Annotated in this window: 8 protein-coding genes and 2 tRNA genes; 4 read left to right on the plus strand and 6 right to left on the minus strand. The window is 40.9% G+C overall.

Features of this window, described 5'->3' with window-relative positions:
* Positions 1 to 14 precede the first annotated feature (14 nt).
* The 3 genes from DBR43_RS24785 to DBR43_RS24795 form a co-directional block, all read right to left on the minus strand.
* Positions 15 to 1592 (minus strand): thiol-activated cytolysin family protein, encoded by a 1578-nt coding sequence (locus DBR43_RS24785; protein ID WP_124585870.1) that lies wholly within the window; start codon positions 1590 to 1592, stop codon positions 15 to 17.
* Between the two features lie 65 nt (positions 1593 to 1657).
* On the minus strand, positions 1658 to 2797 hold the full coding sequence (locus DBR43_RS24790; protein WP_124585872.1) for a thiol-activated cytolysin family protein: 1140 nt from the start codon (positions 2795 to 2797) through the stop codon (positions 1658 to 1660).
* A gap of 58 nt (positions 2798 to 2855) precedes the next feature.
* Positions 2856 to 4433, minus strand: a complete 1578-nt coding sequence (locus DBR43_RS24795) for a S41 family peptidase (RefSeq protein WP_124585874.1) — start codon at positions 4431 to 4433, stop codon at positions 2856 to 2858.
* A gap of 315 nt (positions 4434 to 4748) precedes the next feature.
* Between DBR43_RS24795 and DBR43_RS24800 the strand changes: the two genes are divergently transcribed.
* The gene (locus DBR43_RS24800) at positions 4749 to 7919 is read left to right on the plus strand and encodes a TonB-dependent receptor (protein ID WP_233603197.1); all 3171 of its coding nucleotides are present in this window, start codon (positions 4749 to 4751) and stop codon (positions 7917 to 7919) included.
* A 188-nt stretch (positions 7920 to 8107) separates the two neighbouring features.
* Here the strand turns inward: DBR43_RS24800 and DBR43_RS33035 are convergent.
* Together DBR43_RS33035 and DBR43_RS33040 are read right to left on the minus strand one after the other, a co-directional pair.
* Positions 8108 to 8253: transfer RNA gene (locus DBR43_RS33035), tRNA-Asp, on the minus strand.
* A 100-nt stretch (positions 8254 to 8353) separates the two neighbouring features.
* A tRNA-Asp gene (locus DBR43_RS33040) sits at positions 8354 to 8461 on the minus strand.
* Between the two features lie 154 nt (positions 8462 to 8615).
* Between DBR43_RS33040 and DBR43_RS24805 the strand changes: the two genes are divergently transcribed.
* From DBR43_RS24805 to DBR43_RS24815, 3 genes are all read left to right on the plus strand, one after another.
* On the plus strand, positions 8616 to 9089 hold the full coding sequence (locus DBR43_RS24805) for an Lrp/AsnC ligand binding domain-containing protein (RefSeq protein ID WP_069378440.1): 474 nt from the start codon (positions 8616 to 8618) through the stop codon (positions 9087 to 9089).
* A 330-nt stretch (positions 9090 to 9419) separates the two neighbouring features.
* The gene (locus DBR43_RS24810) at positions 9420 to 10181 is read left to right on the plus strand and encodes a hypothetical protein (protein WP_124585877.1); all 762 of its coding nucleotides are present in this window, start codon (positions 9420 to 9422) and stop codon (positions 10179 to 10181) included.
* Positions 10182 to 10186: 5 nt separating this feature from the next.
* Positions 10187 to 11587 (plus strand): RtcB family protein, encoded by a 1401-nt coding sequence (locus tag DBR43_RS24815; RefSeq protein ID WP_124585879.1) that lies wholly within the window; start codon positions 10187 to 10189, stop codon positions 11585 to 11587.
* Between the two features lie 41 nt (positions 11588 to 11628).
* On the opposite strand, the gene DBR43_RS24820 is transcribed toward DBR43_RS24815, so the two are convergent.
* Complete coding sequence (locus DBR43_RS24820) at positions 11629 to 15234, minus strand: HET-C-related protein (RefSeq protein ID WP_124585881.1); 3606 nt, start codon at positions 15232 to 15234, stop codon at positions 11629 to 11631.
* Between the last annotated feature and the right edge of the window lies 1 nt (position 15235).

Below are 15235 nucleotides of genomic sequence, written 5' to 3' on the forward strand. Positions count from 1 at the left end.
ATCTCCGGGTGGGGTTACCTGGTTTTAGTGGCCAGAACTTTATAATAATTCCCGTTTTTTAAGCTGTAATCAATTGCGGCATCCTGGGTACTCGTGCTATAGTGGACGATTCCCCCGGATTCTGTATAAGAATACTGCCTGTAGGAATAGGTTTTCAGGTACACATCTTTTCCGATAAGTATTTTTGTATCCTTAAAAGAATTGACCACCACAGCACTGTCGCGGGTTTCATGATTATAGGAATTTGCACCGCCAGATCCGTCATCGTCATAATTGGAATAAGAAGCGAGCTTTTGATGCTGGAATTTAACAAATGGAGGAGGAATCGTTGGATGAGTTCCTGTCATATCGGAATAGAACCTCAGGTAAACATCGGCCCTGGTATTGATGTCATATCCCACGTCGTACTTTGGATTTTCTTGTCGCAGGTTTTCATATTCCACCCTTGCATAAATGGGATCGGTCTCCAGGTTTACACGAAACCTTGTTTTTACGACAGAATGATCGGCCAGGTGACTTAAACTAAAATAAATCGGCGTACCTGGTTCAGTGGCAGAAAATTTACCGCTACTCGCTACAAACTGAACAAATGCATCATAACCGTTTACAGTTTGAACAGCACCATTTCCATCCGCACCGATGATGTAGATTTTCATAGTGGATTCTCCGATAACCTTTTTCTCATATTCGGTAGTCGACCTGCTTCCTTTAACAAAAAGCGCTTTAAATGCCGTATTGTAGGCATTATTCGTCTCCTCATAATTGTAATCTGACTCAATAGCCATTACCCCCATTCTCCCGTAGGTTACCGAGCTGACATAAGTTGGAAACTGCTGATTGATCACATTCATGTCCACAGATTCGTTCATTAAGCGGCCACCGGCAGGGATATCCAGATCCATTGTAAAATTCTTCTGTACGAACTTGGCATAAATCCCTGTTCTTTTGGAGATTTTAACAGAGGTCTCGCTGGTAGAACCTGAACTGCTGGAAAACAAAGAGCTGGTTTTAACATTCGATCCGAAGGCGAGTTTAAGTTCGTCATACGCAGAAAATTGCTCCAGATTATAGCTAAAACCGGCAATCTGGTCACTAATGTCATTCTGAATCAGTAAATCATTGATAAAATTTCTTGTTCCGGATAGTGAGACATTATTGATGACTCCGCTTACTCTTTTTGCCTGAAAGGACACAGAGACGGTAATCGGCTTAACTGAGGATTGAAATTCAGAGATCGGCTTAAAATTCATATCGGCAATTGTATTGCCCTTTAACAGGGAACCTCCATAAATAAATTTTTCATAAGAAGAGTTTTTCATTAAGGCAATTTCATCTGTTTCAATAAATAAGGTCTTTCCAAAGCCGGATGCCCAGGCACTGTCCCTATAGATTTCTGAAGAGCTTTGCTTACCTGAATTGATGGCCTCTTTTAATGAAGCCGGAGATCTTGGACTAAGATCATGAACGTTTATATTAATAACAGGATTGCTAAACTTGCCGTTACCAACCGGAAGGTCAGCCGGTTTAATTTCGCTTTTGCGACAAGCAGCCAATACAACCAATACACTTAAAAGAGCGCATAATTTTTTCATACAACAGGGATGAGAAGGTAAAAATGATTCCCGGCATTTAAGATGCCGGGAACGGGGAAGACCAATTAATTTTTAGGGAAGTTGACGTTAAACCTGGTTTTATAGATCGAATTATCGCTCAGGTAACTCAGGGTATAATACAAAGGAAAGCCAGGGGTTTGCGGCGTGTAATTACCTCCTGAGATGATGTATTTTCTAAAATCATCATAACTGTTGATCGCTGTTGCAATCGCCTGTCCTTCACCACCAACATCATAAACCTCGATGCTTGAATTGTCAATAATGTGTTTTAAAGAATCTGCAATAGATGCGCCTCCGCTAACGATACCTGCACTAAATGCAGCTTTAAAAGCTCTGGTCAGGGAAGAATAACTGAAATCAGATTCGATTTTCATGATGCCCATTCTTCCGTAAGTAATGGAGCTGACATATACCGGAGAGTATGGGCCCAATGTAGCCGGGTCTACGGTATCGTCTAATAGTCTGCCATTATCAGGCAAGTCCATATCCAGTGTAAAGTTGCGTTGTACGAATTTAGCTAACAAGCCGGTTTTCTTACTGATTTTGGTTTTATCCACAGAACCACTTGCGTTAAAAATTCCTCCAACTTTGATGTTCGCACCAAAAGCAAGTTTAAATTCATCGTAATAAGTAAACTGATTCATATCGAAACTGAAACTGGCAATTTCTTTACCTGAGAAAGCATCAGAGTAAATAGACTCCAGAAAATTACGCGTTGCAGAAAGACTCGGTTTATTGATCGTACCGGAAACATTGGCTGCATGTGCAGAAACAGATACTGTAATTGGCTTGATCTTGCTTTGATACTGGGAAAGTGGTTTATAGGTCAAATCACTGATGGAATTTCCCTGCAATAAAGATCCCGGATAAATATACCTGGCATAATTTGATAAAGCCACCTGTTCATCCGATTCTATGATCAGGCTATGTCCTGCATTGTTAGCCCAGATACTGTCTTTAATCAGTTCAGTATAACTCTTCTTATCATTATTGATCAGGTTTTTCAGGGAACCGGGCTTCCCGTCAATGGTGAAAATGGTGTCAGAAAATTTCTTCAGACTACCGTAGGAATTGACGATTTTTTCGTCAGATGGGATGCCTTTTTCGACATCATTTTTCTTACATGCAACCAGGGCGGAGAGCATCAGCGCTGTGATTAGCAGGCCTTTTGAATTGTTTTTCATTGTTTTTAGGGATTTTTATGTTAAATAATTAAAGGGTTTTAGATTTTGAATAGCTGCGTTATGGCCTTTTCATTTTGATCCTGGATTTAATGAGGTCATGAGGTCCGGTAAGGGGATTGATTTCTCTGCGCAGGAAGGAGTGGTCCATCCTTTTCAGGTTTGGGGGAGTGTTACTTAAGCGCTGTGCATTTCCGACAGACACATAGCCCATATCGGTTAAAGCAGTCTGTATCCCAGGGTCTTTAATGTCCCCAAAATCTACACTGACATCATCAGTCACCGTCATATCCACAGAAATGCCATTGAAATAATCCCCCTCTCCCAATGCATTAAGGTTCTGAAACAATGACAAATACAAAAGATAGGATTTCAATCTTATGCTGAAAAAGCCAATGGGTTTACCAAAAGTCTTTACTGGTTCAGCGGCATTTTCATTGGTTCTGACACCAACCAGTTTAACATTCATATATGGCCGCAGACAATTGATCAGCAGTTCGCTCGCAGAGGCCGTTTGATTGCTCACGATAAAATAAACACGCTGCAGCTGCGGTAGTCCTGCTGTTTTCTGAAAGAGCTCCGTATTTCCTTCGAGACTATAATCTCCATCTGCAAGGGTGGCGGGTCTTCCATTGATGTAAAAGGCGGGGATGCCATCATCGTTCAATAAAAGCTGTGCGGACAAAATAGAAGCCTTTCCGGCCTGCATTAAGGAGTTATATTTCTCCTTTCTCATGACCTTTCCATTGGCAGCAAAGGGGGCAACAAGATTTGCAAAATGTTCACATGAGCTGATGTCTCCGCCACCATTATACCTCAGGTCGACGATCAGCTCCTCCACCCCCTCTTCTTTAAAATCCCTGAATACCTGATCGAGACTTTGATTTAGCCCCTTAGGGCTGGTAAATTTGAGATAGGAGATGTAACCAATTTTGCGTTTTTTGACATTCAGAACAACCGCCTTATTCAGGGGTTCTGCCTGATAGGCCGTTTTTCTAAGCGCATAATTCTGAGAAGGATCAGCCAGGCCCGGATTACTCAAGCTCAGCTCCAAAGCTGCATTTTTAAATGCTTTTTGCATCTCATCATAAAAGCCTGTAGATGTTTCCGCCCTTCTTCCATTTAATTTTTCGAGCTTCATCCCTCTTTTTAAACCTGCCAAGCCTGCCGGAGAATTCGGGATGATATATTCGATATAAATTTCGTCCTGATTGAGGGCCAGAAAAGTAATTCCGTAATCATATCCAATATCATTAAGATTAATTTGAGTGGAAATTTTTCCGGATTCCGATCCGCTCTTTTTTATGATCGTTGAAAATTTCGCGGAAGAGGGATTAAGCAAATTGTATTCAAAAGATCTGCCTGTTTGTGGGTTCAAGGCAAACTGAGCAATGTCTGCAATCTCTTTTCTATAGACATCCATTCCTCCCATTCCATATTTCCCTGCATTAAAAATCTTTTCGGAAGGGAGCTGGTCATTCCATAAATAAATCTGCCTCGCATATAAAAAGATGGAATCCAATACTTCCCGATGTTCTTTTTCTGCCAAAGGCAATTCCTTAGGGTCCTTTAAACCACTCTTTTTGCAGGAAAAAAAACATAAAATGCAGCCTGCAACCAGCAAAAAAAACTTCGACACATCAATTAAATTAACAAGTGCGCAAATACATGTAATTAACCGTATTAATTAAAATCAATAAAAAATATACAATTCATTACTTAATTATACTGCAATCTACAGCTAGCTATTTTAAATAAATTGATTACAGTATTAAGAAATTATTAATTAATCAATTGTATATTCAAATCAAGTGTCCTTTTCAATGGAATCCAAATGCGCTGAAAAAGTACTCATGCACAGGCATTTTCGTATCATTTCTTAATACAGGCATAGTTATCACCTAACATCCCAGCTTTACTTTCGTCTCGAAAAATTTACCTAAAAACTTATTTAATGATGAGACATCTACTGTGCACCGTCCTGTTATTTTTCTGCTGTTCTTTGTTTAAAAACGAATTAGCAGCCCAAACAACACTAGCCTCCATCTCCGGGGTCATTACGGACAACCAAAACAAACCCATTCCCGGCGTATCTGTTAAGGTAAGGAATGAGTCTACCGGTTTCACGACCAATACCACAACCAATACCCAGGGAAGTTATACCTTTAAGGAGCTTCCATTAGGATCACCCTATACCATCACCGCGAGTTATGTAGGATTTGGACAACAGCAAAGAACCGGGTATTCTCTAAATCAGGGAGATGCCGTTAAACTGAATATCGCGATGACAGATGCGGTAGAAAGCCTTTCTGTAGTCGAGATTGTGGGTTCCGGATTAAAAAATAAGACCGAGACATTAGGGGCAGCCACGACCATATCGGCAAGAGACATCACCAGGCTTCCCGTTAACGGACGTAATTTCAGCAACCTTTCAGACCTTTCTCCTTTAGCCGGAAGAGGAGGAAATATCTCCGGACAACTGGGCTCTTCCACCAATTTCACTATTGATGGGATGACTGCAAAGAACCCTACTTCGGCAGGAGCAACTACAAGCCGCAGCGGCGCGCCTTATTCGATCTCTATAGAGGCTGTACGTGAGTTTAAAGTAGTTACCAATCAATACGATGTTACGCAAGGCCGCAGTGGCGGCGGAACGATCAGTGCAGTTACTAAATCAGGCACGAATACCTTAAGTGGAAGCGCATTCACTTACGGCCGTGCAGACTGGCTGGTTAGTCCCAATGAAATTGATGGCAAAAAACGGACTTCAGACTTCTCCACTTACCAATACGGATTCTCTTTAGGCGGCCCAATTATTAAAGATAAGCTGCATTTCTTTGTGACATGGGATCACCAAAAAGACTCACGCCCACTTAATATCGTTAATATTCAATCAGAGTCAGATATTACGAGATGGGGGATTAATCAACCAACACTGGACAAATTTACGGAAATCGCCCGTCGTGTTTATGGTGTTGCCAATACTCCTCAATCCGGTTCCTTCAATAAAAAACGGGGCACTGACGCAGGTTTTGCACGTTTAGACTGGCAGATTAATGAAAAGAATTTATTGACCATCAGAGACAATTACACCAATGACAGAAACCCTCTTGGTTTAATGGATAACATCAAGGTTCCTCTATATGAGTCTTATGGGAATGATAAAAATGTAGACAATAGCTTACTGGCTACTTTAAGGACTTCTATAAGTCCGCGTTTAACCAACGAGTTAAAGGCGCAGCACCTTTATACTTACCAGTTGAGCAGTCCGGGAAATCAGCTTCCTTCTGCTAATATTCCCAGAGCTGTAGTGGAAAACGTGATAGATGGTGATTTAAATACCACAGTTCAGATTGGTGGCCATCGATTTGCTCAGGAAGGATTTGAAAACAATGTCTTTCAGTTGGTAGACAACATCTATTACAATACTGAAAAGGTAAAATATACCTTCGGAGCAGACCTGATGTATACCCGTGCCCACTCAACTTATGGCAGTGAGCTAAACGGACGTTTTTGGTTTACAAAAAATGTAGGCATTACAGCGCTTCAGAATTTTGAGAATCAAAAACCCTACCGTTATACCAGAGAGGTTCCACTCGTTGCAGATCCAAGTGTTACCCAGGGCATTTTCAGTGCGGCATTGTATGCACAGGCACAGGCAAAACTTGCTCCCGGACTGGATATGATTGCGGGTATCCGGGGTGACTATACCTCTTATCCTACCGTTGCTTTCAATCAGCTGGTATTTGATGAGCTCGGCATGCGTACGGATCATTCTCTGTCTACTTTTCAAATCCAGCCAAGAGTACAGTTTAACTGGGATGTAAACGAAAATCACAAAGATTTCATTCGTTTGGGAGCAGGTATTTTTGGTTCAGACATCAACAATTACATGACGATTAATAACGCCGTATTTGATGGAAAGCACCTGGCTTCAATCGATGTAACAGGAGCAAATGTACCTACGCCGAATTTCCCTGCTTATCGTGCAAATCCATCCAGTGCTCCTGGAATGGACCTTTTGGCCAATCCGGCGAACAGATTGATCACCATCAACACCAACGCTCCTGATGCCCGCGTACCGGTCGTTTATAAAGCAAACATCTCCTATAACCACTTTATCACAGAACGATTAAAAGTAGGTATCTCCGGATATATGACTTTAGGGCGTCACAATTATATGTACACAGACAGGAACATGGTAAAAGATCCTTATTTCCGATTGGCTAATGAGGGGAACCGTGGTGTTTATGTTCCACCAATGACATCAGATGCGACTCCAAACTGGCTAAACGGAAGAATCAGCGATAAATTAGGACGTGTACTGGAGTTAAACAGTAAAGGAAAGGTAAACCAGTTTGCGATGGTGATTGATGCTTCTTACCGTTATTTAAAAGACGGGGAAATCTCATTTAGCTATACCCTTAATGATGCGCGCGACAATACTTCTTATAACGGCAACGTGGCCAACAGTGCCACTTTATCTTTACCCGTTATAGACGATCCAAGAGACTTGAGCAGAATGTCTTATTCAGACAACCAGTTCCGTCATAAGATCGTGTTTTACGGCTCCCTGCCAACCTTTTACGGAATTAGTGTAGGTGTTCGTTATTCAGGAATCGGCGGTACCCGCTACAGCATGTTATCCGGCATTAATACAAATGGTGATTTTGTTCCGACGAATGACCTGGCTTTTGTATTTGACAGGAATAATCCTGATGTTCCTCAAAATGTTCGTACAGGCCTGCAGGCCATCCTTGATAATCCTGCAACCAGTCAGAGCACTAAAGATTACATCTTGAAGTATGAAGGAAAAATGGCTGAAAGAAATGGTGGAATCAACAAGTTCTACGGTATTTTTGATTTGAGGATCACTAAAAAATTCAGGATTTACAAAAATCACAATATTGAGTTATCAGGAGATTTATTCAATGTGGCCAACTTGCTGAATAAAAAATGGGGTGTAAATGAGAGTATGGGCGTTCAAAGTTTATACAATTCGGGATCTCCGAAGTTTGATGTAGTGAAGAACCAATATCTCTATACGCCAAATCTTAAAACGGGGGCTGTTGTTGCCAGTGGCAATCCTTACCAGGGACAAATCGGGCTTCGTTACGGATTCTAATTCATCAGGCCCCAGGAAACTACTATCCGTTACATCATTTAAAAGCCGCTAATCAATTGATTAGCGGCTTTTGTTTTAGGTTGCAGAAAGGTTAAAAAATTCTGTTTTTTTTTGCAAAAGGCGTTAAAAAGAGAGTGACCTCATCCAAGGTCACTCTTTTTTAACTAACTTATTATTCATAAAAAAACTGGCTGTTGGGGAAGGAGTCGAACCTTCAAGGGGTAGTTAGCTATAGTTCAAAAAATCAATTTGTGGTCAACCCATAAACTACGTTTATCCATTTATCCCCGCCACCGAGACAAGGAGGTGTGTCTGCCAATTTCACCACCCAACATTATGTGAAAGTACTACGTCTGAGTTTTAAGCGTTAAGTCGTTTATTTCTAAATGCACCTTAACTTAGAGCTGAATAACTTATCACTCAAAAACTCATTGCTGTAGGGGAAGGAGTCGAACCTTCAAGGAGTAGTTAGCCCTTACGGGTTTTCCATATTCTCCACCACCGAGACAAGGAGGTGCGTCTGCCAGTTTCACCACCCTACAGAGTATAAGCAAATGTTAAAAGAACGTTTTTTTTGTTACTTGCTTGATACAAATGTAATAACAACCCAAATACGTTGCAAATATTTTAATCATATTATTTTATTTTTACCATATTTATAATTATATTTGAATATCGTTAACAAATATCAAAATCATGCTTAAAAAAGAAAGCCAAAATTTAGAAATTGATAACCTGGATATTGACATTTTAAAACAGTTGATGCAGGATGCTACGAAACCCTATACTGAAATCGCTAAAGATCTGATCGTTTCGGGTGGAACGATCCACGTAAGGATGAAAAAACTTCAGGAAATGGGCATTATTAAGGGTTCTCATTTGATCATTGATGCGCAAAAAGCAGGTTATGACATCTGCGCCTTCTTAGGGATCTACCTGGAAAAAGGAATTCAGTACAAAGATGCGGTAGCACAGCTGAGTAAAATTAAAGAAGTAGTAGAACTCCATTATACCACCGGTGCCTATAGTATGTTTGCCAAAATCATCTGTAGAGACACCAATCATTTAAGACATGTCCTGAATGAGGAAATCCAGGCTGTTGAAGGGATTCAGCGTACAGAAACCCTGATTTCATTGGAAGAAAGCATCAGAAGACAGATTGAATTGTAATTCAATCTGTTTTTCTATAAAGATTTGCTTTCTATTTAAATTAAATGATACCTTTGCAGTAATTCCTTACTATTCATTGTTTTAAAACCAAGGAATCATGACTGAACGTTTCAACATATCGCCCCTTTCGAACGCTGCCTGATCCAGGCGGACGTCATCACATTTACTTCTTAGTATCGTGTAATCAGCTGTCTGGCTATTTAGGCCGGGATTGCTATTTCGTCTGCCATATTTTCAAGGTCCCGTTGCGAACTCAATAAGGGTATATCCTCCATCTGAGGATGAATTGATTCAATTCAACTACTATTATATTTTTTTGAGTACAGTCCAATGGACAATTATGAACAATCGTTCGATGTCTTGCAGTACAGATTAAAATCTGCGAGGAGGAAGAAACGATTACAAAAAAAAGATTTCGATAAGCAATTAATTCAAATCATTAAAAAGGAAAGGATTCTTTGGCAAGAAAGACGTGATTTACCCATGGTCCCGCTTGAAAATCCATATCAGAAAGGATGGAAACGTTATTTCGTGGTAAGGGATGACATCAAAAGATCTCCTTCGGCCGGCTTTTTCAGTACACTTTTAGAAAAGATCAATACGGTGCAATACCATCCGGACAAATCTTTCAAGATAAAGAAGAGAAGAAGAGGCTCCCGCAAAAGAAGCAAGGGACCTGAGGTTAGAAGACAGTTTTTGCAGGAGTTTTCGGAATGGCACTGGAACCACCACAGCCTAAAGCTGACGGAACTGGAGAAAGCGCATTTTCATTTATACGAAAAGACCAGCAAAGATGGAAAATCAAAATGTCTTGTTTACCGGTTTAATGAGCCCTGGCGCTATGTGTTGCAAGTAAAGCCGCATATCATCACTGAAGTGAAAATGGTAGACGGGCTCCTGGAACAGGAAATCCAACTGCTGGATAATTATATTACAAACCATTATTTGAAGCGCAGAATGAACAAGTTAACCGGCCGCGGATACTGCCCCTACGGCTGGGGAGAGGAAGTAAAACCCCGCTATCGATTTCAAATGCAAAACCGCACATTACCCGCCCTTTTGGAGGAATGTGCCAATGATGAACAATATTAAACGCGATGAGCATTTTAAAAACAAAAGAACTAAGTAAAATAGGTTATACAAATGATAAAGCAAGAAGTTTAGTGATCAATACGATCTCTAAAAACTTCAAGCATCATTCAAAAAACCAGATCATAGAATTATTATTAAATATTAAAAACACTCCTGAAAATTATGTAGAAGACGAACATTTGGGCAAAATTGCCGAAACATTTATGGATAAGATAAAGGAAGTTCATTTCCAATCTTATCAGCTGTTACAGGAAAGCGGAATGCTAAAGACCTATGGCAGCAAGGAGATTGAACATGGCGCAAAGAAACAAATGGAGCTGGCGATGTCCCTTCCTGTTGTTACTCAGGGTGCTTTAATGCCGGATGCACATAGCGGTTATGGATTACCCATTGGAGGGGTCCTGGCTACGGATAATGCGGTTATTCCTTATGCTGTTGGTGTAGATATTGGCTGCAGAATGGCACTGAGCATTATAGATGAAGGTGATAGTTTTTTTAAACGTTATAGTCACCAGATGAAAGTGGCACTAAAAGAACTCACTCATTTTGGAATGGAGGGCTCATTAGACATCCAGCCAGAACACGACATCCTGGACAGTCCTGTTTTTAAAGAAACAGAACTACTCAAGAAACTTCATGGCAAAGCTTTCAGGCAACTGGGCAGCTCTGGAAGCGGCAATCACTTTGTAGAATTTGGCGAAATAGAGCTGTATGACAACAATACATTAGGCTTACCGGCAAAGAAGTACATGGCTTTGCTGACGCATTCAGGAAGTCGTGGTTTAGGTGCAAATGTAGCGATGCATTATACCAAAATTGCCATGGATACCTGCAGGTTACCTAAAGAGGCGAAAAGTCTGGCCTGGCTGGATATGAATACAGAGGCGGGTCAGGAATACTGGTTAAGTATGAACCTTGCAGGTGATTACGCAAGGGCTTGTCATGATGTGATTCATTCCAGTCTCTTAAAATCCTTAGGCTTACAGGCTTTGGCAAAGGTGGAAAACCACCACAACTTCGCCTGGAAAGACAAGTTAGCTGATGGAAAGGAGGTCATAGTACACCGCAAAGGTGCCACTCCTGCCCACCAGGGAGAACTGGGGATTATTCCCGGCAGCATGGCTACCGCAGCTTATCTCGTGATGGGCAAAGGGGTTGAAAATGCTTTACATTCTGCCGCACATGGTGCCGGAAGGGCCATGAGCAGGCAAAAAGCGAAGAACAACACGACTGCGTCCGCTTTGAAGAAAATGCTGGCAACCGCGGGTGTGACTTTAATTGGGGGAAGCGTTGAGGAGAATCCATCGGCCTATAAAGACATCGAAAGAGTGATGCACGCCCAGAAGGACCTGGTCGAAGTACATGGAAAGTTCTTTCCTAAGATCGTCCGGATGAACAGAGATTAATACTTTGGACCGTATACATGAAATTGTATACGGTCTTTTTTTTAAGCCAGTGTGCTAAAACTATTCTGATTTTCGCTGTTTTTAATTCTTGCAAGCATGGTTTTTGAATCTTCGAACATGTATTTTTCGTTGTATTTATCCAATCCATCCATCAGTGCCAGATATTCATTAATCGCTTCTCCGTCCTGTTTATACACCGGGTCCTTAGTTTCTGTCAGATAAGCGTATAAGCGGTGCTCGTATTCATTAGTTTCAGGTTCAGATAATTTGTGCTCCTGATGTATGCCTGCCATATATTGTCGAAAACGATCATCGGAGTTGACCGAGAACAGCTTCTGAAACTCTTCCCAGGCTTCCTCCATTGCTTTATCCACTTCTTCCGTCTTCTCCTTCATAAAACCCTGAAAACGGTCGTAACGCCTGCCAAGCTCTTCCACAGATTCGTTCATTTGATTTGAAAAGTCCCTTACGGCCTGCTCCATCTCTCCCTGAAGCTTTTTAAGCTTTCTGGTTGACATTTTTTCAAAACGTGCGATCGCTGCTTTCAAATCTTCGATGGACTTTCTTAATTTTTCAATATATCTCCGGATATCGGCTTTCAACTCCATATAGCTCTCTATCACCTGTTCCTTTCTTTTTTCAAACTCGTCAATAGCCCGGTTAATTGCATCCACAGTATCTTCTGTGCGCTTTTTAAAACCCGCTTCTTTGTTGAGGTCTTCAATTTTATGGACGTTGCTGTTTACCCATTGAAGGACTGTTGCATCCATCCAGGTACCTAAACCGGGATGAACCATGGCTTCTTTCATTTTAGCAATAAAATCATTAGCAGTGACCGTTCCAGATATCAAGTTCTCCATATTATCCTTTTGCATACTCAGCGCCTCAATAGCCAGCGCAGCGGCTAAACTATGAAGGGGGTGCCCAGGATCATCTTTAGCCAATTGAGAGTGGGAAGGGTTTGAACTCAGAACCTTATAACTCTGAATATTTTGACCAACGACTATTCCCTTCTCCATTACCTCCAAACAACTTACAATTACTTTCTTTATCACATTCATCAATGCATTATAAAGACTATCTATGATTTTTTGGACAAACAGAATAACCAGGCCTAATAAAGGGCTCTTCTTCTTGATCTCAATCAGTATCGTAATTGCAATGCTTCGAACTTCTATAAAAGTCTTATAGTACTCCAGGATTTCCGTTTTTGCTTTACCTGTTTCCGCGCCTTGCTTATCCATTTCTTTCTGATTAAGCTTAATATCTGTCAGCCATGCAATGATTAGCATATCCACTAATGTCAATGCCGCCTTGGCATAATCGTTAAGCCCGCTCTCCATCATTAAATTCTTAAGACTGATCTCCTTTTGCTCAAAGAGTTTTTTTGCCGCATCAGCCAGACTATGGACCGTATCCGCACTGGAAAAGAAACCTGAAACGACTGGCAAAGCACTAATATAAGCCTCTCCATTCAGCGTAAGCCCGAGGTCTGTAGCGACTCTAATCCCAATTGTCGTAGTATTACGGAAATAAGCATTGTAGATTCGTTTTTGAGTCGGATACTTTTTATTAAACTCAGGATCAGTGCTCGTGCTTTTAAACACAAACATCCCCCGATAGCTAACCCTCAGGTGTTCTAATCTCACCAACTCCCCTTTTCCTTCAAAAAAATCTGCTACATCAGGCCAAATATCAGCCTCTGTAGATTTTTTAGCTGGAAAGTCACTGATAAAATTACCCAGATCCTGACGTTTTTCAACTTTTTCGACCTTATATCCTTTCTGCTTGAAATTTGTAGGCTCCACCCATGGATATACCGATATCCCTAACTTAATCAGGCTGATTTCAGCAAAGTTTGTATGCGCAAAATAATCTTCGAGTACATGGAAAGCATTACCGATATTAATTAAGCCTCTGTTTTTTTCATATTCGCTAGTTCCGGATTTATACTTGGCAACGCCCTTATTTAGCTCTTTTTCTATATAGGATAGGGCAGTGGGAACACCGACTCCTTTCTTAGCATATTTACCGGTTCCCAGAGAATTGGATATCGGGCAAAAATCCGTTTCCTGATCTCCTTCAGTATTTCTTATAATTCCCTGCAATCCCATCTTCTCTCCCAAAGGAACATCAACATCCTCAGGCTTTTGTCCTGGGCTGGGGCAGCAAAAAATATCGTTATTAATTTCATCAAAGGCCCGGGCATACAATGGATTATCAATATGCTGCTCAGGTGCATACACCCCCAATTCTTCTTTGGTAAAACCACCAAAGTTCTTAACAAATAAAACATAATCCGCTGCCAATTGGGCCGCCTTCAGCCCCATACTAACTGCTATTTTTTCCAGTTTTTCGGTAATGGGATTTTTTGCAGGCTTAGCGGGATCAGTTAAACCTTGACCCGGTCCTCCCATTGGCTCTGGCATATCGCCAATTAATTCCTGAATTGTATGATGGGCAGCCAGCACCTCAATGATCAATGTCCAGCTTTCTCTATTTGGTTTTACAGGATCTAAAAATTTAAGGCCTCTAAAGTTTTCTATTTTGCTCAGAATATCGGGAGGGTACATGGCAGTTGAAGGCGTGATACATTGACTCATGTCGCGCATATAGTTTCCGAGATACAGGAAACTAAGCTGTTTTTCATTCAGGATAGCTTCTTGTCTTTTATCTTCAGGAGAAAAAACTTGTTTTTCCAGATCAAAATGGCCATACTCCTTCATTTTCGCGTTTACTTTTCCAGCCTTGAAATATTCTCTTTCATTGCTTTTATAGTCTTTTTCAAAACGTCCCATTACCTTACTAATCTCTTCATTCAAATCAGAGAGATCAAGCTTCAAGGCTCCGCTATCACCATTCACCTTGGCTATAGCATATTCAATATCTTTGTCTTCAAGAACATTAAAATTGGTAAAGTAGTAGGCAAAAACCTGGCCTTCATCATGAACCGCATCCCCCTTTTGACTGGAATATTCATTGCGAAGAATATCATCCAAAAAATGACCATATTCTTCAAGAAGCCCCTGCAATAAATATGAATTTGCTACTTTATCTCCTTTTTTTGCCTTAATTACCGTCGACTTATTAATCTCTATGACCCGATCTTTCCAAACATATGCAGCAATAAATCCATTGGCATTTACGAGTCTTAATTTAGGATTAAGCTTATCTTTCTTCTTCTCGCTAAAATCCTTATAAAGCTGCTCATATGCTTTCAAAGGAATGTCCTTGTCAAAAAAGACTTCTAATAACATGCTAAAAGTTGATTGAGCGACCTCTTCCGCTAACCTTTCCACCTGTTTATAAGCATAATCACTCTCAATGCTTATATCCTCGGCCTCAACGACTTCTTCCGGCCTCTTTTTACTTCCGCCACTAGGTTCCAAAATACATGCAGTAACACATCCTGTGCTTTGAATGACTGCGCCCCCAGCTGTTTTTGCCTGCACAAAAGTAAGTGGTTTGTTGTTCAGTCGAATGCCCGGTACAAATTCAGCAGGGGCATCCATGCCCCCTTGATTTTTAAGTATTTGAGAACCCATTGTAGCTATTGGCTTACCATTCAGGGTGGCTAAATTACATGGGACTTTTACAATCAAACCATCCGTAGTTGGGTCTGTTAAAATCGCGACTATTTTAGACATA

This window comes from Pedobacter sp. KBW06, assembly GCF_003852525.1.
Taxonomy (GTDB): domain Bacteria; phylum Bacteroidota; class Bacteroidia; order Sphingobacteriales; family Sphingobacteriaceae; genus Pedobacter.